The organism is Leifsonia sp. NPDC058194, from assembly GCF_042883605.1.
Lineage (GTDB): Bacteria > Actinomycetota > Actinomycetes > Actinomycetales > Microbacteriaceae > Leifsonia.
In genome coordinates, this window is the sequence record NZ_JBHVVL010000003.1 from 539,982 (window position 1) to 563,616 (window position 23,635).

Below are 23,635 nucleotides of genomic sequence, written 5' to 3' on the forward strand. Positions count from 1 at the left end.
GGTCATGTCGTCGCTCATCCGCCGGCACCGCCGCCGGTCCCCGGATCGGGGTCGGGGTTGGCCGGTGCTGCGACGCCGCAGCGGGTCAGCGTCCGTTCGCCGAGCGCCTGGTAGGCGCCGGTGAAGGTGACCTTGTAGCTCACGGTCAGCGTCGTGGTGTCGTTCGCGATCGCGATCGTGTACGCATCAGCCGACTTCACCGCTCCCGAGAACACGAGGTCGTCCTTCGTCGGGGTGGCCGTGCAGTCCGTCGGAACGTTGACCGTGACCGTCGTGGGAATGGTCGTCGAGGTCACGTCGGCCTCCGCCCCGCACGCGCTGGTGCTGCTCAGGAAGCAGTAGCTGTACGTGATGTGGCCGGGGTCGACGTCACGGGAGAGCGCGAAGTTCGAGGTCAGTGTGCCGTTGATGCGGTAGAAGACCCCGAAGAGGTTGCGCTGCGGGACGTTCGGCCCGGTCACGTTCAGGAACTCGTAGCCGGTGGTGAAGGCGCCGGAGGTGATCGTGCGGGACGGGTCGACGCCGACCGTGTACGTGACGCCCTGCCCGCCGGGCGAGACGGTGAAGGTGTACGCCTGCTGCACGCCGGACGCGACTGCTCCGAATCCGTTCGCGGCGCACGCCTGCCCGAAGTACTTGGTGTACTCCTGCAGACCGCCGAAGGTGTTCGACGCCTGCCCGCCGGGCATCACCGGGTTGCCGTTGCCGTCCATGGAACAGGACGGCTGCGGCGCCCCCTCCCGCCAGACGGCATAGAGCACGTTGACGCCCTTGGCACTGTGATTCGCGTCGACGCCGACATCCTTCAGCTGGAGCCCCGTGTTCGACGACGCGACGAGCGTGCCGTTGGACGTCACGATCGGCGCCCCGGAGACCTGCACGGACTGCGCCCACGCCGACCCCGTGTTGCCCGACCCGAGCGGCGGCTGGAACTGGCTGACCGGGATGACCGAGACGTTCCGCGATCCCGGGGAGGCCGTCCCCGTCCAGGTCGTGGTGGCGCCGCTGCGCGGGATCTGGGCGACCGGGTTGCCGTCGATGCTGATCTGGAAGCCGCTGGTGTCGTCGCTCGACTGGATCGACAGCGAGATCACGCCCTGCGTCGCGGTCGTGCGGGCCGGGTCGTAGACGGTGCCGCTGCTGCCGCCGCTGATCACGGGAGGCTGGTACGCCCAGGTGAGCACCGGCGTCGTGTCGAGCGATTCGCCCACTGCGTTGACCGCCCGCGCGCTGAAGGTGTGCCGCTGCCCGTTCACGAGGCCGCCGACGGTGCACGAGTATGTGCCCGCCGCGCCGGCCGCGCAGCTCGACGGCACCTGCTGGCCGTTCTCGTAGATCGCGACACCGCGGAGGCCCGGATGCGCGAGGGCCGCCTCGCCGAGGGTGACGAGGAGCGTGACGCTCGATCCCGTGAAGCCGGTCGTCGTCACCGAGCTCGGCTGCGCCGGGTACCCCTGCACATCCAGGGTGAGCGTGCCCCCGCCGGTGCGACCCTGGGCGTCGGCGACCGTGTACGGCACGATGCAGCTGCCGCCGGCGGGCTTCGCTCCTCCGGGCCAGGTCGCGGTGAGCGCGGTGGTCCCCGATGCGGAGATCGCGGCGACCGCGCAGGTCGTCTGACCGAGGCCGACCAGCTTGAGGCCCGAGCCCTGCTTGCCCTGGAACGGGTCGTACTCCCCCGCCACACCGATGACCGTGACCGAGCACGACGGGCCGGCGCTCACCGAGCACGACTGGGTGAAGGTGGCGGCCCGCGGCGCATCCGGCGGTGCCGCGCCCACGACGAGCGTCACGGTGGCGGTGAGGCCTCCGAACGAGGTGACCGAGACGGTGACGGCCTCCCGAGCGCCGGGATGGGCGTCCGCCCGAGCCGTCGCGGTGAGGGTCCGGCCGGACTGGGTGACGGCGAAGTTCGTGCCCGAGTAGACGATCCGGTAGTCGAGGGCCGCCTGGTCGCCGACGCGGCCACCCTCCCAGCTCGTCAGATCGGAGTACAGGTCGATGGTCTGCGAGGCGCCGGGGGCGACCGTGCGGCTGACCGAGTTGAGCTGCGCCTGCGGGCTCTTGGGCTGGATGACGACCGGCACCGGCAGCGCTGTCCAAGTGCTCTGGCCGGCGAGGCGCACCTGCACCGTGCAGGTGTCGTTCCACGGCGCCTCCCTGCCGGCCGCGTACGAGGCGCTGGAGCCGCCGGCGGGCGTGCACCGGGCGTTCGCGCGCTGTACGGCGAAGGTGCTGTCGTCGCGCACCTGCAGGGCGTCCCCGGAGGCGAGGTCGACGGCCTCCTTCAGCGGGATGGTCACCGATTGCTCTTCGCCCACCTTGTACGCGGTGAGGCCGCCGGCGAGCTGCAGGCGCATGTCGTCGAACGCGGGGATGCGCAGGAAGCCGTAGCCGATGGATTTCCGCCCGGTCTGGTCCGTGCCGGTCATCGCGAACGGAACGAGCGCGCCGTCGCGCGGGACCGGCCCGCTGATCCGGTGGCCCGTCACCGTGTACGACGAGGCCGACGGGCCCCACACCGCGAGCGTGAGATCGGAGATGCTGCCGGAGCTCCACATCGTCTTGCCCGCGACGACGTCGACGCCGGTGGCGAGCTCCCCGCGGTCGCGGGTGCCGATGACGGTGTCGGTCACGACGGGAACATCAGTCGCGGCCTCCGCCGTCACGGTCACGACGATCAGGCCCTGTGCGGTGCTGGAGGTGGCCGATGACTTCACCGTGTAGATGTACGACTGCACACCCTCCACGTCGCCGGGCAGCAGACGGACCGTCCCGGACTTCAGGTCGGTTCCCGATGCGATCAGGCCCTTCAGCCGGTTGTACTCGCTCGACCCCGGGAGCTCGGGCGCGTTCGGCGCCACGGAGACGAGGCTGAGCGTGCCTCCCGCCGGATCGCGGTCGTTCAGGAGGGGCTGCACCGTGAGCGGCGTGCCCGATCCTTTGACCGTGCGCACGGCGTCGCTGTAGGTGATCGGAGCGACATCCGCATCGGCGCTGCCGAGCACGGCGATGCGGATGATCCCGTCGCCGGTGGCGCCGGCCGGGTCGCGCAGCGTGTAGCCGAACGACACCTGACCGCCGGTCACACCGCCGCCCGGCGCGGAGTAGACGACCGAGCGGCCATCGGCGCCGATCGTGGCGGCGCCCGAGCCGGCCTTCGGCTGTGCGAGGGAGGAGAGCACCGTGGCGTCGCCGTCCGGGTCCTGCCCGGCGGAGGGGATGGCGAGCGTGACCGTCCCGCCGGCGCGCACGCGGGCGGTGAGCGTCGACGGCTCGGGGGCACGGTTGGCGCCGTCCGCCACGACCGTGACGGTGATCTCCGTCGAGTCGAGACGGCTGGGGTCGGACTCCACGTAGTCCGAGTAGTGGAGGGTGTAGACCCCGGCCTTCGTGGGTGCGAGGTATCGGACCGTGTCTCCCGCGGCGAACACGAGCTCGCCCGGCGCCCCCGATCCTTCGATCTGCGAGGCGAGGACGAGGCGTTCGCCGCGCGGGGCGATGTCGTTGGCGGTGACGGGGATGTCGACTTGAGTCCCCGCGCGCACCGTCACGGCGTCGGGGCGCGCGATCGGGCCGATGCCGGTCGCCGGGTCGACGAGGAAGACCGTGATCTCACCCTGCACGGTCTGCCCCGCGCCGTCGCCGATCGTGACCGTGGCGGTGCCGATGCGCCCGGGCCGCCCGTCGGCGGTGGTGCCGCTGACGCGCACCTGGGCGTTGTCGACGACGCTCGCCGAGAGCCGGTCGGCGTCCGCTGTCACCGACTGCACCGCGAGGACGCGTCCGGACGTGTTCTGGACGGCCGGGAGAACGTCCAGCGTCGTGTCCTCCTGCGCCCGGGCGAAGGCGACGAGCGGCGGGATGGTGAGCGCACGGCCTCCCGCGACCACGCTGAACCGCAGCACGCCGGTCTGCTCGGCCTTGGTCTGCGCATCCTGAACGGTGTAGCCGACGAAATACTCGCCGGCGGCCTTCGCCGTCAGCTGGATGGTGCCGGCCGCGCCGTTCGGCGTCACCGTCGCGTTGTCCTTGTCGCCCGTCGTGATGACGGCGTCGGTGAGCCGGTAGGAGCCGGAGCCGCCCTCGACGTGGTCGGCGATCGCCTCGGTGCGCGGTTCGCCGACACCGGTGACGACGGCGGCGGGCACCGTTGTCAAGGCAGGATCGGCCGCGACGGAGACGACGAGCTCCTTCGTCGTCTGCGCACCGCGCGCGTCCACCACCGTCACGATCACGGCGTAGGTGCCCGCGCCGGCGTTCGGGTCGGTGTGGCGGACGGCCACGTGACCGTCGGCGGTCGCGACGACGCGGATCGGCGCGGCCGCGTCCGACTTGCGGGCGTCGGCCAGGGCGATCGGGTCGCCGTCGGGATCCACCCACGCGGAGAGCACGGGCACGGAGACGGTGCCGCCGGGCGCGAGCGACACGGTGGGCCAGGTCTGCATGCAGTTCTCGATGCCGCACCAGGCCGGGGCGCCGTTGTCGGCGTCTGCCACGACGTGCAAGGTCACGGTCGCCGGCTGCGACTGCATGATGCCGTCGGTCACCACGTAGCTGAACGTCGCGGTGCCGCTCTGCGCCCGCACGTGGATGGCGAGCTGCTGGTCGTCGGCCGTCAGCGAGAGGTCGCCGAAGCCCGGATCGCTGAGACCGCCCCCGATCGAATCGGGAACGATCGTGAGCACGGCGCGCTTGACCGGCGAATGCGCGTTGAGGAGCACGGGCAGCATGGCCGTCGCGCCCGCGCGCACGCCGAAGGTCGACGGCTGCGCCACCGGCGGCATCTCCTGGGTGACCTCCTCGACCTGCGTCGTGGTCTCGGTCTCCTGCGTCTTCTTCTCGTCGTCCGCGTTCCACTGCGACGGCGGGATGAGGGTGCCGTCGGGGATGGTCCAGAGCGTCCCCGACTCGGTCTCGTCGAGGACGGCGCGCTGGCCGTTGCTCAGGATCTGCGGTGCGAGGGACTTGGCGTCCTCGAGGGTGCCCTGGGGAACGTCCAGCGTATTCGTGCCGCCACTGGCGGACCAAAGCTGCCCGGCCGTCGTGGAGAGCCACGCCCCGTAGACGGTGCCCGCCACCTCGGTCGGCGGGGCGGGCGTACCGGACGCGTCGAGCGTGCGGCCCGACTGGCCGCTGCGCACCTGGACCGATACGAGGCCCGAGCCGTCGGCGAAGTACGCGGTGCCGTCGTCGGAGGTGCTCCCGGCCAGTGCGTCGCTGCCGAGGCGGACGTCGACCGCGGCGCCACGGCCGGCGATCCACGCCTTGCTCTGCGCGGGCGCTGCGAGCACCCAGGTGTCGCCCGCGAGCGCGAGCGCGACCTTGGCCGAGGCCGGCGGCGGAGAGTCGAGCTTCGCGGCGTCGCCTGTCCAGGTGCCGCGCGCGGCGTCGTAGACGCGCACCGCGCGCTCCTTCGCCGAGTACAGGGCGACGGTGCCGTCCGCCGCCACCGCGACGGCCGTCGCGACGTACCCTTCCGCACCCGTCGTGGCGCGCTCCTGCTGCAACGGGTCGATCGGGACGGGTTTGCCGGCGGATCCCTGCCCGGAGATCTGCTGCACGTACACCGTGCCGGCATCGGTGAGGTAGGCGGCCCAGTCGCCGTTCGAGAGCACCTGCCGGGTGCCGCTCGGGGTGGAGGCGCCGGTCGAGCCGCCGGAGGACTCCGTGGACGACGAGGACGGCGCGGATGCGGCCTCCGCCGCAGACCCCTCCACCAGCGCCTTCGGGTCGGCGGGGTCGACGTCCCACGCCTGGCGGAACCCCTGCGTGAAGACGATGCCCTGTGAGCCGTGCTGCACGACACCGCTCGGATCCTCCGCATCCCGCACCGTGCTGAGCTGCTTCAGGTCGGTGTCGACGCGTGCGTACTGGCCGGACGCCTTGGTCACCCACACGGAGCTCTCGACCGCCTCGGATTTCTGTGTGTCGTACCCCTGCGCGACGACGGCGCCCGTCACGACCAGCCCGATCGCGGCGACGACCGCGACAACCGCGGCGACGCGGCCGAAACGGCGCCGGGGGGCCTGCTGCCTCACAGCACTCCGCCGGCGATCAACGCAACGCCCACGCCGACGACCGCGACGACGGCCACACCGGCGCCGATGAGGGCGGGGACGAGCGGGTTGCCGGCCCAGCGGCGTTCGCGCACGACGAGGCCGTCGCGGTCGCGCCTCGCCTCCGCCGCCGCTGCGGCCTGCTTGGCCTCGCGCTGGGCGCGGCGCGAATCGGGGTTCACGGTGGAGACGACGGGGCCGCGGCGATCGCGGTCGTCGAGGTCGATGAGGCCCGCGGCGCGCGCCCACTCGGGCGACGCGACCTCGATCGCCGTCGGCGGGATCCCGAGCTCGTACTGCACCCAGCGCAGCTCCTCCGCGAACGCCTGCGCGGACGCGAACCGACGCGACGGGTCCTTCGACAACGCGGTCCGCAGGGCGTCCTCGAGGCGAGGGGGGACGTCGTCGCGCCCGGTCGGCGTGTAGACGGCCTTCAGGATGCGGCCCGTCATCAGGTCTCGCGTATTCGTCTGCCGGCGGTCCGACTCGAAGGGGCTGCGCCCGGTGAGCAGCGTGTAGACGGTGGCTGCGAGACTCCACACCTCGCTCGCCACGGTGCCGTTGGTGGTCTCCTGCAGGACCTCGGGCGCCGACCACGGGACGGACATCGCCACGTCGCCGTCCTCGTCGTCGGCTGCCGCGATGCCGAAGTCGGCCAGCACAGCCGAGCCCAGCGCGGTGATCAGGATGTTGGACGGCTTGATGTCGCGGTGCAGCAGGCCCGCGCGATGCACCGTCTCGACGGCGCCGGCGATCCGCACGCCGGTCTCGAGCACGGTCGTCAGGGCGAGGGAGTCGCGCCGGAGTCGTGCACTCATCGTGTCGGGGCAGTACTCCATCACGAAGAACGGTCGCCCGTCCGACGAGATGCTCGCGAGGTGCACGGTGACGATCGCGGGATGCGCGCTCAGCCGGGCGAGGATGTCCGCCTCCGCGTTGAACGCCCGCAGGGTCTCGTCGCTGACCGCCTCTGCGGCCAGCACCTTCACCGCGACCACGCGCCGCGGGAGGTCCTGCTCGTAGAGGAAGACGTCGGCGAAGCCCCCGGAGCCGAGCGGGCGGATGACGGCGTACCCGGGCAGCACGGGCGGCGAGGCGATGGCACGTCTGCTCATGCCTCAGCGCTCCGCACCGTACGACCGGGCATCAAGATCCTCTCCCCCGACGAACCGGATCGTGCGGCCCCGGTCTGGTCACGGGGCCGCCGGAACCCCGGCGTCACCGCCAGCCTATTCGATTCCATCCGCCGCCTCATCGCCCCGTTCGGGTCGCAGGGAGTGCGAGCTGCGCCGAGAAGAGGCCGCGCTCGCGGCTGACGACCTGGGCGCGTCCCGGCACCGACGGGATCGGCTTCACCCGGTCGATCAAGGCCCCCTCCTCCGGGTTGCCGCCGAGGATGATGCCGGTCACGCCGAGGTCGGTGAACCCCTGGATGATCGGGTCGTACGCCTGACGGCTCGCCCCGCCGGTGCGGCGGGTGATGATGACGTGGAGGCCGACATCCGCCGCCTGGGCGAGCAGCGGGCGCAGCGCGGCGACCGGGTTGCCCTGACTGGTCGCCACGAGGTCGTAGTCGTCCACGATCACGAAGCCTTCGGCACCCTTCCACCACGAGCGATCCCGCAACTGCTCGGTGGTGACGTCCTGTCCGGGAAGCCGGCCGGAGAAGAACTGCGCGAGCTCGCCCACACCCGACATCGCCTGGTCGTGCGAGGTGATGTACGCGCCGAGGTACTCGCTCGGGATCTCGCCGAGCAGCGCGCGCCGGTAGTCGATGGCGAAGATCTTGGCCTGATCGGGCGTGTAGAGCCGACCGATCTCGTGCACGATGCCGCGCAGGAACGACGACTTGCCCATCCCGGAGTCGCCGTAGAGGTAGAGGTGGGACTCGGCGGCCAGGTCGATGCCGAACGGAGCCAGCTGTGCCTCGTCGACACCGAGCAGCAGCCGACGGTCCGCCGACGGCGCCTGGTCGCGCACCTCGTCGAGCGAGATGTTCTCCGGCAGGAGCCGCAGCTTCGGTCCCGCGGGCCCGCGCCAGGCGTTCGAGACGCGCTCCACGAGATCGTCGACCCCGTCGACCAGTCGCGACGCATCGCCCGAGCCGTCGATGCGCGGCAGGGCGCCGAGCATGTGCAGTTTGCTCGGCGCGAGACCGCGACCGGGGGCGTCGGCGGGAACGTTCGCGGCGGCCTTGCGGTCGATCTCGGAGTCGCTGGCGTCGCCCTGACGCAGCTCCACCCGCGTCTGGAGCAGATCCTTCAGGCTGGAACGGATCTCGAGCCACCGGTTCGTGGTGATGACGAGGTGCACACCGAAGCTGAGTCCGCGCGCCGCGATGGCCTGGATGCGCGGCTCGAGCGCTTCGTACTCGCTGCGCAGGGTGGACCAGCCGTCGACGACGAGGAACACGTCGCCCCAGCCGTCGTCGACCAGCCCCTCCGCGCGGCGCTGGCGGTAGGTGTCGATCGAGTCGACGCCGTGCTGGCGGAAGTAGAGTTCCCGGGCGTCCAGGATCGACTCGACCTCGGCGACCGTGCGGCGGACCGACTCCTCCTCGGTGCGCGTGGCCACCCCGGCGACGTGCGGCAGGCGCTGCAGGCCGACGAAGCTGCCGCCGCCGAAGTCGAGCACGTAGAACTGCAGCTCGAGCGGAGTCCCGGTGAGGGAGAGCGACGCCACCAGCGTCCTGGCCAGCGTCGACTTGCCGCTGAGCGGGCCTCCCACGATCGCGACGTGACCGCCCGCTCCGCCCAGGGAGACGACGAGTTGCTCGCGCCGCTGCTCCAGCGGCACGTCGACGACACCCAGCGGAACGGTGAGCGAGCCCGCTGCGCGCCACGAGGGCGAGACCAGGCCGAGCGCCGGATCGACCGCGAGATCGGGCAGGAGCCGATCGAGCGGCTCGGGATCGCGCAGCGGCGGCAGCCATACCGCGTGTGCGGCGGGTCCGCGGCCGTTCATCCGCTCGACGGCGATCTGGAACGTGCTGCGCTCCTCGATGGTCTCGACCACCGTCGTCACGGCCGGAGCATCGGTCGACTCCGCGATCTCCAGGGGCTGGGCCGCTGCGGTGAACAGTGCGACATCCGCCGCGGTCGCCGTCACCTGGCCGTCCCCGGCCCCGGCACGGCGGCGCGTCTTCGGCGGTCCCGAGACGTAGGCGGCCCGGAATTGGGTCATCGACTCGGTGTCGGCCTTGAGATAGCCGACGCCCGGCTCCTGGGGAAGCGTGTAGGCGTCCGGGACGCCCAGCACCGTGCGCGATTCTGCCGCCGAGAAGGTGCGCAGACCGATCCGGTACGACAGGTAGGTGTCGAGTCCGCGGAGCTTGCCCTCCTCGAGGCGCTGCGACGCGAGCAGGAGGTGGATCTGCAGCGAACGGCCGACGCGGCCGATGCTGACGAAGCTCTCGACGAACTCGGGCTTCGCCGCGAGCAGCTCGGAGAACTCGTCCGCCACGATCAGCAGGGCGGGGAGCGGCTCGAGGTCGGTGCGCCCGTTGCGACGCGCCTTCTCGTAGTCGGAGACGTTGGCGAAGTTGCCGGCGGCGCGCAGGAGCTCCTGCCTCCGCACCACCTCGCCCTGCAGGGCGTCCTGGAAGCGGTCGACGAGGGCGAGCTCGCTGCCGAGGTTCGTGATGATCGCCGACACGTGCGGCATGCCCGCCATGCCTGCGAAGGTCGCGCCGCCCTTGAAGTCGACGAGCACGAAGTTGAGCTGCTCGGGCGAATGCGTCAGGGCGAGGGCGAGCACCAGCGTGCGCAGCACCTCCGACTTGCCGGAGCCTGTGGCACCGATCAGCACGCCGTGCGGGCCCATGCCCTGCTGCGCGGCCTCCTTGAGGTCGAGCACCAGCGTCGCGCCGTCGGTGTCCTGACCGATCGGGACCCGCAGTCTGTCGCGTTCCAGCCGGCCGGACCAGGCGCGGTCGAAGTCGACCTCGCGCACATCGGGCAGGCCGAGGAGCTCCACGAGCTCCAGCTGCGAACGCGTCGTGCCGCCGTCGACCGCGGCGACGGGACCGGCGTAGAGCGGGAGCAGGCGGCGCGCAGTCGCCTCCGCCTCGACGACCGAGACCGTGTCCGGAGTGAAGACGCGGGTGTCGGAACGGAGGTCGATGGCCTCCGCACGGTCGGCCGGTGCGGCCGGGTCGCCGGGCAGCGCGAGCCGCAGCACGTCGGAGTCCTCCAGAGCGCCCCAGCGCGTCGGCAGCTCGATGACGGTCACGCCCGCGACGCCGTCGCCGCCCACCAGCGGATCGCCCGCGGGAACGCGCGCACCGTCGACCACCAGGACGACGTGAGGCGCGGCCTTCGCACCGGGCGAGAACCGGGGACGCTCGCGCAGCTCGGCTGGCAGCATCCGGGCGAGCTCGTCGATGGACGACGCGATCGCCCGTGCGGGTCCGAGTCGGTCCTCCACGCGGACCGACTGCACGTGCGGGAGCCACTTGGCCCACTCCCACTGCGACAGCTGTCCTTCCCCCGCGAGCACCGCGATGCGCACGTCGTCCGGCGATTGCATCGTCGCGACGCCGAGCAGGACGGCGCGCGCGAGGGACCGGACGGCGTTCTCGTCGCCGCCGGTGATCTCCACCCGCGAGTATTCGGTCAGCGGCACGGCCAGCGGCAGGCGCGGCTGGATCTCGTGCGTCAGCATGAACCGGTGCGCGGCGGATGCGGCGACCGGGTCGAGCTGGGCCAGCGGCGGCAGCTCGGGGGCCTCGAGCGTGACGCACAGCGGCTGGTCGGAGACGCCGATCCGGGCGAGCAGGAAGTCCTCGTCGGACGCGATGCGCTCCCACACCCGCGTGCGGTCCTCGGTGATGAACGGAAGCGCGGCCGGAGCCGGGTTCACCCAGTTGCCGTACCGTCGCTGCTGGCGCGCGGCCGTGCGCACCGTGTCCCGCAGTTCGGAGAGGTACGCCAGATACTCCCGCCGGCTTCCGAGCACTTGCGACGTGCGCTGCGACCGCTGCCGCCAGCCGTTGACGGCGACGAAGCCGAGCGAGGACAGCAGGAACATTCCGCCCGTGATGAACCCGGTCGGCCCCGCGTTCGAGATCGTGACCATGACGATCGCGCCGATGCTGCCGAGCATGGGCAGCAGGGACGTGATGAGGCCGCCGCTCTCGCTCGGAACGAGCTCGGGCGGCGCCTGCACGACGATCTTGCCGCCGGGGACGCGCGGCGGTGCGAGCCGGGGACCAGCGCTCATGAGGCACCTCCGAGAAGTCTGCTGATGGTGAAGACGCGATTGCCGAGCTGCACGCGGTCGCCGTCCTCGACGAGGGTCCGGACCCCGGGCTCGAGGCGGCGGGAGGCGCCCGTCTCGTCGAGAAGCTCGGTGCCGTTGGTGGAGCCGCCGTCTGTGATCCAGGTGCCCGAGAACGAGTGCTCGAGACGCGCGTGCGTCTTCGACACCGTGTGCTCGGGGTCGCGCACTACGACGAGACGGTCGCCGGGCTCGGACCCCGCAGGGGCACGACCGAGGTTGACCGCGACGGGGACGGGGAGCTGCTCCCGCTGACCGGTGTCGAAGATGAGGAGGAGCTCGCCGCCGGTCTCGCCGCCGACGGTGCCGCCGGCCGCTTCGACGGGGACCGGACCCGGAGCACCGGGGGTGCCTGTGCCTGTGCCTGTTCCCGTTCCCGTGTCGGAGGACCGGCCCGTGTCGCCGACGACGCCGCGCACGTCACGGGAGGGGATGACCTGCGGCGGCGCGAGGACGGGCGCGGGCGGCGCCGCCGGACTCGCCGACGACGCGGGCGCGATGGCAGGCGCGGCGCCGGGCAGCACCGTCACCTGCTCGGAGAGGTCGAACGAGACGCCGCCGGGCAGCGGCGGCGCCACGATCGAGGGCGCTGCGGGGGCTGCGGCCTCGGTCTTCGTGCGCCGCGGGACGGCGACGACCACGGTGCCCGCGGCCCGGTCCGCCCAGGACCGGCGCTTGGTACCGCTGTCCCACGCCGACGAGGCTTCGACGACCCAGGCTCCGACACCCAGCACGAGCGAGCCCGCACCGGTGAGGAAGGACCGCACGAACGCACGGCCCAGGCCGGGCGAGAAGGGTGCGTCGCTGCGCGAGACGCGCAGCCGGAGCAGCGCGTTCCCCAGGCCCAGTCCGGTACGCGCCTGCAGGACGAGGAGGCCTACGCCCAGCTCGACGACGGCGATGCCGGTCAGGACGACGGAGCGCGTCAGGGCCGCGACGGCGACGCCGACGACGGCGACCGCGACGACATCGATCGTGAACGCCGCAAGGCGCGCTCCGACGGCGGCCGGGCTCCCGGCGAACTCCGGGCCGAGGGGGGACGCGTCGCGGGCGACGGCGCGAGAGGTCACGGGCAGCGAACCGACGGCGGGAACGCCGCCGGTGCTGGGCGCGAGGGGACGGCGGTCCTGGGGGACGCCGCAAGACGGGCAACGGGCGGTCCCGTCGGGCAACGCCTGCCCGCAGTTCCAGCACGAGACAGCGCTCATCACGCCATCACCCCTCTCATCAGGTCGATGACACCGGCGGCGACGAGACCGGCCGGAAGCGCGAAGACCACGCACAGCGCCTCGACGAGGTCGGCCAGGCGGGACCAGAACAGCGAACTCGCCCCGCGGCCGACGGCCACGAGCACGGCCGCGGTCGCGATCCCGATCACGAGCAGTCCGGCCGCGGCGACGCTGAGCCCGAGGGCGCCGGAGGCGAGGGTCGCCGCGACGACCACGGAGAGGACCACCACTCCGGCGGCGGCGCGGGGAACCCAGCGCAGCAGCCGGACCGAGGACCGCCGCGCACTGAGCAGCAGCGCGAGCGCGACAGTGGCCGCGAGGACGAGCTGGCCCCAGTAGCGAAGCGGATCGACGGGCTGGAGCGGGATCAGGGCCACGGGAGCCGAGACCGCTGCGATCCCCGCGATCAGCACTGTCGCCGTCTGCAGTCGAGCGGTCGACTGGCCGGCGATGCGCCGCGCCCCCGTCAGAGTGACGGCCTCGCCCGGCTCGGGCACACGCTCACGCACCGCCCAGCGCGTCGACTGGTAGCGCTGATAGTCGATGAACATGCCCGGCGGCACATCCAGGAGCATCGTCGGGAGAGCCCGCAACGCGACCGGCGCGGCGCCGAGCGAGATCGCCGCGGCCCCCTGGGCGGGCATCCCGAGCAGGAGCGCCAGTGCCCAGATCGCGCCGAGGATGAGCAGTACGACAGCAGCGGCACCGGCGGAGTCGCGCACGGCCTCGGAACCGGCCACGAGGGCGATCACGGCGGCCAGCACCGCGGTGGCGGCCAGACCGGCGAGGACGACGAGAGGAATGCTGTGGGCCGTCGGCGGAATCGCCGCGGCTCCCGCTGCGAAAGCGAGCGCCACGGGCCCGAGGGCCGCTGCAGGGGCGGCCGTCGCGGTCGCCGAGGGCGCCTGGTCGTCGCGCGTGCGCACTGACCAGGTGATTCCGACGATCAGCGCAGCGAGTCCGAGGCCGACCGCTCCGCCGATCCGGAAGCCGGCCGGAAGGGACTCCGCACCCCCGAGAACGAGGGCGCTGACGAGCACGCCGACGGCACCGAGGATCCACCAGGCGACCGTCTCGGTCGGGAATCCTGCTCCGGATGCGGTAGAGCTGCGGGTGCTCGGCTGCGGGCGGTCGTGGAGGTCGACCACCGAGAGGAGGGTGCCGTCGTCGAAGCGCCAGGCGGGCTGGTCGGTCGCGACCTCGCGCCCCGTGCGTTCGACGAGCACATGCCTTCCGGGCTGGAGGCGCAGACCGATTCCGTCGAGCGCGGTCTCGAGCAGCGTGCCGACGGGGACGACGATCTCGTGCACGCGCGCACCGTCGACGATCGCAAGACGACGCCGCTCGGTCACGCCCGTCTGCACGGCTCAGTCGTGATCGTGTTCACGCCCACATCCTTCAGCACCCTGGTGAATCGAAACCCGCGGCTCAGCCGCGGCCGCCGGGACCGGCCGACGCCGACCGGGGTCCGCGCTCCTGGTCCTCGTCGATCTTCGGCGCGATCGGGCCGCCGAGTCCGCGGCCCTGCCGCTTCTCGTCCGAACGGCCCGCGCCGCCGGCTCCGCCCATCATGCCCGCGCCGGCACCGCCGCGAGCGGCAGCGCCTTCGCCTGCGGCTCCCGCCGCACCCGAGCCGGAACCGGATCCGAGCAGTCCGCCTGTTCCCGCGCGTCCCGCGCCCGCGAGCGAGCCGGAGCGTGCCGCGGCGGACTCCGCCGCACCGCTCAGACCGCCGAGCTTGCCGCCGGCAGCACCGGCGCCGAGCGAGCCCACCTTGGCGTTGAGACCCGAGCCGAGCATCGACCCACCGCGCGCCGCGACGAGCTTCGCTCCGCCGAGCGCGAGCGCCCCGCCCGCGCCGGCCGCCAGACCGGGCGTCGCGCCGAAGCCGCCGCCGTTGCCGCCACCGAGCCCGCTGCCGCTGCCTCCCGAACCCCACCCGGGCGTCGTCGAACCGCCGGAGATCGGGCCGTCGGGCGTGATGGAGCCGTCGATGCCGGTGCCGGGCGTCACGCCCGTCCCGGTGTGACCGCCTCCCGTCGAGCCGCCCGAGTGCGGGAAGCTGATGACGCCGCCCGTGTCGACCTGCGACAGGGGCTCGACGTGCGCGCCGGGGTAGCCGCCGAAGGAGCCGCCGGTGGGGATGCCGCCGCGGGGGCCACCGCCCACGGTGTCGCGCGATGTCGACGAGTTCGAAGAGTTCCCGTCCTTGTCACGATCGTTCTTGGGCGTCGGGATAGGGGCAGGGGGCTCCGGTGCCATGTCGTCCATCACGTCACTGATGCGCTGGACCGCCTCGCGCGCATGGCTCTCGCGGTTCGCCGCGAGGAAGTTGTTGACGATTCCCACTGCGCCGGCCCCAGCAACGATCGACAGCGGACCGAACGCGAAAAGTGAGCCGCTCACGGCTGACTGGAGGATGTTCGCTTCGGCGCCCGACAAGGATGCCGGGGCCTTCTGATCGAGAGAGTTGATCTCGTGGTGAGCCAGGTCACGCCGTCTCTCGTTCGCGTACTCGACGGTGTTCTGTACGGATTCGAGAGACGCGCTCACATTGGCAGCCCTGCTCGACACGCTCGACAACGCAGTGGTTGCCGCCTCATCGGTCTGCCCCTGGAGACCGCTCTCGCTCGCTGCCTTGTCCAAGGCCGATTTTAGATCGTCGAACTGCTGCCTGATCCGGTCTGCTGCTGGCAGCCGGACATCCGTCGCCGTCGTGGAAAGTGCGCGAAGGCGCGTCTCCCAGGTTCGGTTGCTCATGCGATACCCCCTGTTGTCTTCTTCTTGCGTCGGCCGCCGAGCACGACCATCACCACGATCACACCGACGACGGCGAGAACACCGACGACGACCCCCACGATCAGCGGTACAGAAATGCCACCACCGTCCCGTGACTGAACAGCCGCCCCGGGCGTCGCCGACGGGGCAGCAGTCGGCGCACCGCCCGCATCCGTGATCTGCTTCGCCGTCGGCTCACCCGAGGCCTTGTCCAGCAGGGGATTCTCGTCCGGGTACTGCGTCGGGTCCACCGCCAAGAGATGGGTGAGTGAAACCGGGCCGTAGCCGAAACCGCTCGTCGTGTCACGCACGAACGCGTGATCCTCCGGCGTCGTGTTGTGAATCAGCGACTGGACCAGCTGGTTGCCCGTCGCCTTCGGATATTTTTGCTTCGCCACAGCCAGAATGCCCGCCACGATTGGCGTCGCGAGAGAAGCGCCCGATGTCGATGTCGCAGTCCAGCTGCCGGCTTCGACGTCGCCGATTCCCGCAAGCCCCTCCCCGGCAGCGACCACGGTCACCTCGTCGACGATGTTGGGGACGCTCGGATCGTTCTCAGCCGGCTGGATTGCGCCCGCGCTAGTGATCGAGTTCACAGCAACCACGCCGTTCGAGGCTGCCGGAAAAGCAGTGTTCTGGCTGGGGTCGTTGTTGGTCGACCCGACGACGACCACGCCGTGGGCAATAGCCTTCGCAAGCTCTGTGACATCCCCGGACGTAAGCGCATCCCACGCGACGGAAGTGGTGACGATACTGTTCCCATCGGCGACCGCCGCATGAAGGGCCTGACCGAAGTCGCTCAAGTCACGTCCACCGACAACCTCTGTAGGACATTTGTCCCCTGCGCCCAGACCATAGAAGGTGACGTCGGCCTTCGGTGAGATGCCTTTCACCGCGCTCGGACCTTGCCCGTTGCCGATGAGCTGCGAGGTGATGTTCGTGCCGTGTCGGGAGTCACGGGTAACGGCTGTCGTGGTCACCGGAGACGCACAAGACATGGCGTCGGACACGGTCAGTGACGTGCCCTGGAACACGGGGAGCTCTGGATTGATCTGTCGATCAATGACCGCGACTTTGACACCCTCGCCCGTCCACCCCTCTGACTGGACCTGCCCGACGTTGTAGTAGTCGTACCACCAGCTGGAGCCGGTGTCGGCCATCGCGGAGACCGCGGGAACCGTCGCCAACGCCAGGGCGAGCGCGCCCGCGAACATGCCCCGGAGGGCTCCCCTCGACTTCATCGCACCCCATCCTGCAACCGTCGCGCACACCGCGCATCCGTGCGGCCACTGCCTTTCGGGGCCCGCAACGTCAACGCCGGCGGCATACCCCCGAGACCCCACCCACAAGTATCACGGATGGTTCGTCTACCGCCAATCATGGGAGGACCCGCCGGGTCAGTCCGGTCGCGCCTCATGCGACACCGCTCGTCTACTTTCTCCGTCGCCCGCCGAGGACGGCCACAATGACGACGACCCCGGCAATGACGACCACCCCGACCACGATTCCCACGATCAGGGGAACAGGAACTCCACCACTGCCAGGTAGCTCGCCACCCGTGCCGACCTTCGCCGTCGGGGCGGCCGTCGCCGCAGTGCCAACGTCCGCGACCTGCTCGGCCGTGGGCTTCGCGTATGCCTTGTCGAGGAGCGGGTTCTTGTCCGGGTACTGCACCGGGTCGACCGCAAGCAGGTGCGTCAGAGACACGGGGCCATAGCCGAAGCCGGTCTTCTCGTCCCGCATCAACTCGTGGTCGTCCGGGGTCGTGTTGTGGATCAACGACTGAATCAGCTGATTGGACGAGGCGTCGGGGTACTTCTGCTTCGCGGCGGCCAGCATTCCAGCCACCAGGGGCGTCGCAAACGACGAACCGATCGCCCGATAGCTACTGTCCCAGCTGGCCGACTGTTCATCTCCGTTGGTGGCAATACCAACTCCGGCCGCGAGGACGGTGACCTCCGGATTGATGGTCGTCGCCCCGTCATGAGCCTGAATCGTGCCGTCTTGCCCGAGGGCGTTCACCGAGACGACCCCGTTGGCCCCGGAGGGGAGGTCGGAGCCTTCTGTCGACGCGTTCGGTACGGCGGCGACCACGATGACGCCTTTCGCCAGGGCACCTGCCAGCGCAGCCAGGTCGGGCTTCGACAGTGCAGTGGTCCCGATGGAGGTCGTGACGATGTCGCTCCCCGAGTCCACTGCCGCCTGCAGCGCACGACCGAACTCGGTCGTCTTTCCCCCGGCCCCCTTGCAGTCCAGGGTTCCGTAACCCTCGAATCTCACCGACGCATCGGGGACGATGCCCTTGACCGCGCCGGCTCCGGTGCCATTGCCGATCAGAAGCGCTGTGACAGATGAGCCGTGCACAGAAGTCTCGTTCGCCTCCGTGATGAAGGGGGACGCGTCGCAATACGAGGTCTTGTCGATCGTCAGATCCGCACCCGAGAACACGGGAAGGTCGGGATTGATCTGACCGTCGATCACCGTGATCTTCACGCCCTTGCCGGTCCAACCCTGGGCGTGCGCCTGGCCGACGTCGTAGTAGTCGTACCACCAGTTGCCGTCGGTCGTGTCGGCCGTCGCGGACACCGCCGGAGCCGTCGCCAAAGCCATCGCGAACACGCCCGCGAACATGCCTCGGAGGGCTTCCCTCGACTTCATCGCACCCCATCCTGCAACCGTCGCGCACAACGCGCATCCGTGCAATCGCTGCCTTCCGGCGTCCGAACTCCAGCGCCGGCGACCTTCCCCGGGACCCCGAGAGCGAGATCCACAACAAGTATCACGGATGGCGCGCCGCCGATCTCGCCGGTGATGGGGGCACCGTCCGACGATCCATCGGCCACCGAGGGCGGTCAAAATCAGGTGCGGGCACGGTGGTGGGTGCTTAGAGCCGCCGGTATCGTCGAGCCGTATGGGGGAATACGTTTCGAAGCTCGCGGCTCTCGCGGGTGCACCACGGTACGGAATGGCGGCCGCGTTCACGAAGGCCGGCGAGACGCTGGGGGATGTCGCTCACGCGGCGCAACGCGCTCGCTCGGATGTCGGGTTCAGCGGGGAGGCGGGGCTCGCCGCCGAGTCGCTGCTCGAGAGTCGCCGGAGGGCGCTCATCACGATCGCCGACGGTGCGTCTAAGGTCCCGTCGCTGATCACCCGGGCGAACGATCAGCTCGACCACGCGGGCCGCGTCGCGCACGAGATCGCCACCCGCACTGCGCCGCCGATGCGCGCCGAGGCTGCTGCTGCTGCGAAAGCGGCGCTCGAGCGCTCCAACGAGCAGGACGCCAAGCGCGCATACACGACGGTCGTGAAGGAATTGCGCGCGTTGGCGTCCGAATTGAAGCCGCTGGCCGCGGACCTGGCGTCGGGTGCGTTTCCCGGCAGCACCCAGCCCGGCCAAGCGAATGCGCCCGGCGGTCTGCGCGCGCTCAGCCGGCTCACACCCGCTCAGCTGGCAGCGCTCTCGCCGGCCCAGCAGGCCCGGCTCGCTGCGCTGCTCTCGAAGGACCCGGAGAAGGTCTGGGGATGGTGGACCACCCTGACCGACGCCCAGCGCACGATGCTCCTCGCGAACGTCGCCCCGTTCCTCGGTCGGCTCGACGGCCTGCCTCCGGCCGTGCGCGTCGCGGCGAACCGCACGAATGCCGCCGCCGCTCTGGCGGACAACGAATCGGAGCTGGCGCATCTGCGCGCACTCCCCTCCAGTCCCGAGACCGCGAACAGGATCGCCCTGCTCGAGACCGAGAACGGATACCTGAAGCACGCGGTCGACGGATTCGTGCAGCTCTATCTCTACGACCGCGACGCGTCGCGCGTGATCGAGGTGGTCGGCGACCTCTCGCAGACCCCTACGAACGTGATCTACTACAACCCCGGAACGTTCACCGGGTTGCCGGACTTCTGGAAGGGCGGGGTGCAGGCGATGGCGAACGCGCTCGTGCAGGACCGTCCGGGAGCGCTCGTCTTCGTCACGAAGGACGGAGCCTTTCCCGGCGAAGACGACACCACTCTCGGCGAGCCGAACATGACGCGCATTCTGGAAGCGAACTCGGCGTCATCCACGACGACGACCGCGGAACGGCTGGCATCGCTGCAACGCGGCGTCGCCGCGAATCCGCAGTACACATACTCGCAGACCACCGCCATCGGCCACAGCTGGGGACTTGCGAACATCACCGCCTCCGAGGATGCCGGTGCGCACTACGACCAGGTCATCTCCCTCTCCGGCGCCTGGATGCCCGAGGGATGGACCCCGGATCCGTCGACGACGTACCGGGACTACTCCTACCCGGACATCCTCCAGTACGCCCAGGAGTTCGGTGTGGTCGGTGAGAACAACGTGCCACGCAGACCGGACAGCGGGTTCTCCTATGACCCGTACTACGAAGCCCCCTCTGCATTCGACCTGTTCGGTAACCACAACTTGATCGCCTCGAATTCGCAAGCGAACCGGGCGGTCCTCGACGCCATCAATTGGGAGATTTTCGGTTCATGAATCGCGTGTGGAAACTGCCGATAGTTCTCATGCTCCTCGCCGGATTGGCGGCATGTACAGGCACGACAGGAAAGGGTTTGACACCGATGGAGACGTTCGATTCGACGCGCACGCCGCAGGACGGTAAGGCACAGTCGCTGGAGATGCAGGACGAACTCGTCGGCTTGATTCCTTCGGATTGGATCGCGGAACGCAGAACCGAGCAGGTATCGCACGTTCGTCAGTGCAAGCCCAGTGACGCCTACTCCTGGATGGGGCTGACCTCTCTGACGTTCACCGCTCCGCGTGACATCGACGAGCTGGTCGATTCGATCGCTGAGCACTACAAAGATTCGAGATTCACCGTCTCGATCGACAAGAACCCGTCCGGATTCCGTCGTGTCGACCTTGCGGGCGTCGACGGAGAGGGATACCTCATCGCGCCCGCCACGAAGGATCTGACCGAACTGAGCATCTACGCCGGGTCGCCCTGCTTCCTCCTCCCCGAGGGCATGTCGGCGCTGGACAAGTTCTGAGGAGCGGGCATGAAGCGGATCACTGCCGATCGCCGCACAGCGGCGGAGGCGGCGAGTGGCATCGCGGACACCCTCGCTGCAGTGCGGGAGTTGGCGACGCGGTTCCCCGGCGGGGTCGCCGCCGGGATCGACGGCACCGAGGACTTCGACGCCGCGTTCAATGACGCGACGAGTGCGCTCGCGAATACGCTGCCGACGGTCGCGTCGATGATGAAGGGCACCTCCGACGACATCCTGGCGACGGTGGACCAACTGCTGGGAGCCGATCAGCAGAGCGCGACGGATCTGCGCGCGATCAGCCGGGCGTTCTGACGGCGAGCGGTCGAAAGACCGCCCTCAGTCGAGGAACAGCGCGCGCAATCGGCGCGTGGTCAGGATGAGGCCTAGCACGACCATCACGACGAAGTAGAGGACGTGCCACAGCATCCCGACCCCGACGGCGCCGGTCGTGAGGCCTCGGACCAGTTCGACGCCGTGCCACAGCGGGAGGGCGCGGATGATCCACTGGATCGCCTCCGGGTACACGGTGATCGGGTAGAAGGTCGCCGAGAGGAGGAACATCGGCAGCAGGACGAAGTTGATCCAGTCCATCTGCTGGAAGGTCTTCATGTAGCTGGTGACGCCCATCCCGAAGCTGGCGAAGCCGAAGGCGATGAGGAGCACGGCCGGCAGTGCGAGCAGCGCCCACCACGACAGGTTGAGGCCGAGCGCCTGCATCACGAGCATGAAGCCGAGCGCGTACAGGGCTCCGCGGGCGAGCGCGAGCAGGATCTCACCGAGCGCGACGTCGAGCGGGCCGAGGGAAGTGGAGAGCATCCCCTCGTACAGCTTGGCGAAGTGCATCTTGAAGAAGACGTTCCAGGTGGAGTCGTACACGGCACCGTTCATGGCGGCGGTCGCCAGCAGCGCGGGCGCGATGAACGCGGCGTACGAGACGGGCTGGCCGGTGGAGGTGTGCACCTGGCCGACGAGGCCGCCCAGCCCGATGCCGAGCGAGAGCAGGTAGAAGATCGGCTCGAAGAAGCCGGAGACGATGACGAGCCAGTTGGTGCTGCGGGTGGCACGCCAGCCGCGCTGCATCACCGAGGTCGCGTTGCCGGCGTAGAGCGCGCGCAGCGGACGCGACCGCGGGACGTCCGCGGTCATCCGGTCGTCGGTGGCGGTCACTTGTTCAGCCTCTTCCCGGTGATGCGGCGCGCCCAAAGCCAGAACACGACGGCGAGCGCGGCGAGGTAGACGACGTGCACGATCGTGAGCCACAGCGGCTCGGGCGACCCGTAGGCGAAGACCCGGGACAGCTCGGTGGCGTGCCAGAGCGGGGAGATCCAGCCGATCCACTGCAGGAAGTCCGGCATGTTCGACAACGGGAAGAAGGTGCCGGAGAACAGGGTCATGGGCAGCAGGACGAACCGCATCAGCATGGCGATCTGGCCGGTGTCCTGCTCCAGGGTCGCGACGTACGCCATGACGGGGGTTCCGAAGGCGAGGCCGACGAGCGTCGCCACGAGCACGGTCACCCAGCCCCAGGGTCCCGGGACGGCGCCGAAGAGCAGCATGAAGGCGTAGTAGACGATGCTCGTGCCGAGCAGGCGGGCGATCACCGAGATGACGATGCCGTCGATGATCTGGCCCGGGGCGATGGGTGCGGCGTTCATGCCGAAGAAGGTGGGATTCCACTTGAAGCCGAGCATCACCGGGTAGGTGAACTCCTCGCTCGCGACCGTCACGGCGGCGGTGCAGAGCAGCGCCGGGGCGACGAACGCGAGGTAGCTGACGCCGTCGATGGCGTCCGGTCCGGTGTTCGCGCTGATCAGGCTCCCGAGCCCGACCCCCATCGCGAAGAGGTAGAGGAGGGGATTGCCGAAGCCGGTGACGAGAAGCGTCTGCAGGTACGACCGCATGACGCGGAACCGGTGCTCGGCCACGTACCAGGCACCGAACCGGCGCGGGCGCGTCGCGGCGGCGAGCGCCGGGCCTCCGGAGAAGGGGAGGCGACGGCTTCGACGTGCGCGCTCATTCGATCAGGCTCCGCCCGGTGAGCCGCAGGAAGACGTCCTCCAGGCTCGAGCGGCGCACCAGGCTGGTGAGCGGATGGAGTCCGCGCTCGGTGAGGCGTGCGAGCTCGGCCTCGCCGTCGTCGCTGTAGACGAGGATGCGGTCGGGCAGCACCTCCACCCGCTCGCCGATGCCGTCGAGCCGTCCCGCGACCTCGGCGTTGCGGTCGGAGCCGAACCGCACCTCCAGGACCTCGCGCGTCGAGTACTCGCGGATGAGGGACGCGGGCGACCCCTCGGCCATGATGCGCCCCTTGTCGACGACGACCAGGCGGTCGCAGAGCTGCTCGGCCTCGTCCATGTAGTGCGTGGTCAGGAGCAACGTCGTGCCCTGCTCCTTCAGGCGGAAGAGCCGGTCCCAGAGGATGTGCCGCGCCTGCGGGTCGAGCCCGGTCGTCGGCTCGTCGAGCAGCAGGATGCGCGGATCGTTGATGAGCGCCCGCGCGATGGTGAGCCGACGCTTCATGCCGCCGGAGAGGTCGTCGACCTTGGCCTTCGCCTTGTCCTCGAGTTGCGCGAACTCGAGCAGCTCGTCCGCGCGGCGGCGGACCCGGGCCGAGGGGAGGCCGAAGTAGCGGCCGTAGACGATGAGGTTGTCGCGTACCCGCAGCTCGGTGTCCAGGTTGTCTGCCTGCGGCACGACGCCGAGCTGGGAGCGGATCTCGGGGCCGTAGCGATCCGGGTCGAGGCCCAGGATGCTGAGGTCGCCACCCGTGCGGGTCGACACGGCACCGACCATGCGCATCGTCGTCGACTTGCCCGCACCGTTGGGGCCGAGCAGCCCGAACGACTCCCCCGCTTCGACCTGGAAGCTGATGCCGTCCACTGCCGGGAAGTCCTTGTACGTCTTGACGAGGTCGGTGGCGGTGATGACGGGCGTCGGCATAGTTCTGCACTGTAGCCCCGGCCGGGGACATCCCGCAGGTGATCCCGGGATCCCACCTGGACGTCAACGTGCATTGACGAGAACCGAGATGTCAACTATGGTTGACCGCATGGACAGCAGCACGCTCCGCACCCTCGCCGGCGACGCCGGGTCGGACGACCCGATCGTCGCCCTGCGCGCCATCTCCCGCCTGCACCGCGAGCTCGACCAGATCGAGGCGGTGGCCGTCCGGCGGGCGCGCAACGCGAACGCCACGTGGCAGCTCATCGCGCTCGCCCTGGGTGTCAGCAAACAGGCAGTCCACAAGAAGTACGGTCGGATGTAGACCGCCCTCCGTCTGCCCTC

At 70.4% G+C, this 23,635-nt stretch carries 15 protein-coding genes; 4 read left to right on the top strand and 11 right to left on the bottom strand.

From position 1 onward, the window contains the following. Positions 1–14: 14 nt before the first annotated feature. From ACFVU2_RS14770 to ACFVU2_RS14805, 8 genes are all read right to left on the bottom strand, one after another. Entirely contained in the window at positions 15–6,041 is a 6,027-nt protein-coding gene (locus tag ACFVU2_RS14770) for an Ig-like domain-containing protein (protein ID WP_387875677.1), read from the bottom strand. Beyond that, a complete protein-coding gene (locus ACFVU2_RS14775; protein WP_387875680.1) occupies positions 6,038–7,174 on the bottom strand; it encodes a serine/threonine-protein kinase in 1,137 nt (378 codons plus the stop codon). Before ACFVU2_RS14775 ends, ACFVU2_RS14770 begins: the two co-directional genes overlap by 4 nt. 136 nt (positions 7,175–7,310) lie before the next feature. Then, positions 7,311–11,279 (bottom strand): type VII secretion protein EccCa, encoded by a 3,969-nt coding sequence (gene eccCa / locus ACFVU2_RS14780; protein ID WP_387875682.1) that lies wholly within the window; start codon positions 11,277–11,279, stop codon positions 7,311–7,313. Then, a complete protein-coding gene (locus ACFVU2_RS14785; RefSeq protein ID WP_387875685.1) occupies positions 11,276–12,406 on the bottom strand; it encodes an RDD family protein in 1,131 nt (376 codons plus the stop codon). Before ACFVU2_RS14785 ends, eccCa begins: the two co-directional genes overlap by 4 nt. A gap of 137 nt (positions 12,407–12,543) precedes the next feature. Further along, the gene (locus tag ACFVU2_RS14790) at positions 12,544–13,917 is read right to left on the bottom strand and encodes a hypothetical protein (RefSeq protein ID WP_387875688.1); all 1,374 of its coding nucleotides are present in this window, start codon (positions 13,915–13,917) and stop codon (positions 12,544–12,546) included. Between the two features lie 76 nt (positions 13,918–13,993). Continuing rightward, a complete protein-coding gene (locus tag ACFVU2_RS14795; RefSeq protein WP_387875690.1) occupies positions 13,994–14,971 on the bottom strand; it encodes a hypothetical protein in 978 nt (325 codons plus the stop codon). Positions 14,972–15,321: 350 nt separating this feature from the next. Beyond that, on the bottom strand, positions 15,322–16,584 hold the full coding sequence (locus ACFVU2_RS14800) for a S8 family serine peptidase (protein ID WP_387875693.1): 1,263 nt from the start codon (positions 16,582–16,584) through the stop codon (positions 15,322–15,324). A 190-nt stretch (positions 16,585–16,774) separates the two neighbouring features. Continuing rightward, positions 16,775–17,974, bottom strand: coding sequence for a S8 family serine peptidase (locus tag ACFVU2_RS14805; RefSeq protein WP_387875696.1), 1,200 nt, complete (start codon positions 17,972–17,974; stop codon positions 16,775–16,777). Positions 17,975–18,254: 280 nt separating this feature from the next. Between ACFVU2_RS14805 and ACFVU2_RS14810 the strand changes: the two genes are divergently transcribed. The 3 genes from ACFVU2_RS14810 to ACFVU2_RS14820 all read left to right on the top strand — a co-directional run bounded on the left by ACFVU2_RS14810 (position 18,255) and on the right by ACFVU2_RS14820 (position 20,662). After that, positions 18,255–19,835 carry a hypothetical protein gene (locus ACFVU2_RS14810; RefSeq protein WP_387875699.1) on the top strand — a complete coding sequence of 527 codons (1,581 nt, stop codon included), beginning with the start codon at positions 18,255–18,257 and terminating at the stop codon, positions 19,833–19,835. Between the two features lie 86 nt (positions 19,836–19,921). Then, on the top strand, positions 19,922–20,350 hold the full coding sequence (locus ACFVU2_RS14815) for a hypothetical protein (protein ID WP_387875701.1): 429 nt from the start codon (positions 19,922–19,924) through the stop codon (positions 20,348–20,350). Between the two features lie 9 nt (positions 20,351–20,359). Beyond that, positions 20,360–20,662 (top strand): hypothetical protein, encoded by a 303-nt coding sequence (locus tag ACFVU2_RS14820; RefSeq protein ID WP_387875702.1) that lies wholly within the window; start codon positions 20,360–20,362, stop codon positions 20,660–20,662. A gap of 24 nt (positions 20,663–20,686) precedes the next feature. On the opposite strand, the gene ACFVU2_RS14825 is transcribed toward ACFVU2_RS14820, so the two are convergent. From ACFVU2_RS14825 to ACFVU2_RS14835, 3 genes are all read right to left on the bottom strand, one after another. After that, the gene (locus ACFVU2_RS14825) at positions 20,687–21,496 is read right to left on the bottom strand and encodes an ABC transporter permease (protein WP_387875781.1); all 810 of its coding nucleotides are present in this window, start codon (positions 21,494–21,496) and stop codon (positions 20,687–20,689) included. Positions 21,497–21,513: 17 nt separating this feature from the next. Then, positions 21,514–22,275, bottom strand: coding sequence for an ABC transporter permease (locus ACFVU2_RS14830; protein ID WP_387875705.1), 762 nt, complete (start codon positions 22,273–22,275; stop codon positions 21,514–21,516). Between the two features lie 88 nt (positions 22,276–22,363). Beyond that, complete coding sequence (locus ACFVU2_RS14835; RefSeq protein ID WP_387875707.1) at positions 22,364–23,290, bottom strand: ABC transporter ATP-binding protein; 927 nt, start codon at positions 23,288–23,290, stop codon at positions 22,364–22,366. Positions 23,291–23,399: 109 nt separating this feature from the next. Here ACFVU2_RS14835 and ACFVU2_RS14840 point away from each other — a divergent pair, with 109 nt between their 5' ends. Beyond that, positions 23,400–23,615 (top strand): hypothetical protein, encoded by a 216-nt coding sequence (locus ACFVU2_RS14840; protein ID WP_387875710.1) that lies wholly within the window; start codon positions 23,400–23,402, stop codon positions 23,613–23,615. Positions 23,616–23,635 lie beyond the last annotated feature (20 nt).

Bases quoted from the DNA above. Each gene is read 5' to 3' on its own strand.
- ACFVU2_RS14775 (WP_387875680.1), bottom strand. From the start codon at position 7,174: ATGAGCAGACGTGCCATCGCCTCGCCGCCCGTGCTGCCCGGGTACGCC.
- ACFVU2_RS14825 (WP_387875781.1), bottom strand. From the start codon at position 21,496: ATGACCGCGGACGTCCCGCGGTCGCGTCCGCTGCGCGCGCTCTACGCC.
- ACFVU2_RS14810 (WP_387875699.1), top strand. From the start codon at position 18,255: ATGGGGGAATACGTTTCGAAGCTCGCGGCTCTCGCGGGTGCACCACGG.
- ACFVU2_RS14835 (WP_387875707.1), bottom strand. From the start codon at position 23,290: ATGCCGACGCCCGTCATCACCGCCACCGACCTCGTCAAGACGTACAAG.
- ACFVU2_RS14820 (WP_387875702.1), top strand. From the start codon at position 20,360: ATGAAGCGGATCACTGCCGATCGCCGCACAGCGGCGGAGGCGGCGAGT.
- ACFVU2_RS14800 (WP_387875693.1), bottom strand. From the start codon at position 16,584: ATGAAGTCGAGGGGAGCCCTCCGGGGCATGTTCGCGGGCGCGCTCGCC.
- ACFVU2_RS14805 (WP_387875696.1), bottom strand. From the start codon at position 17,974: ATGTTCGCGGGCGTGTTCGCGATGGCTTTGGCGACGGCTCCGGCGGTG.
- ACFVU2_RS14815 (WP_387875701.1), top strand. From the start codon at position 19,922: ATGGAGACGTTCGATTCGACGCGCACGCCGCAGGACGGTAAGGCACAG.
- eccCa (WP_387875682.1), bottom strand. From the start codon at position 11,279: ATGAGCGCTGGTCCCCGGCTCGCACCGCCGCGCGTCCCCGGCGGCAAG.
- ACFVU2_RS14840 (WP_387875710.1), top strand. From the start codon at position 23,400: ATGGACAGCAGCACGCTCCGCACCCTCGCCGGCGACGCCGGGTCGGAC.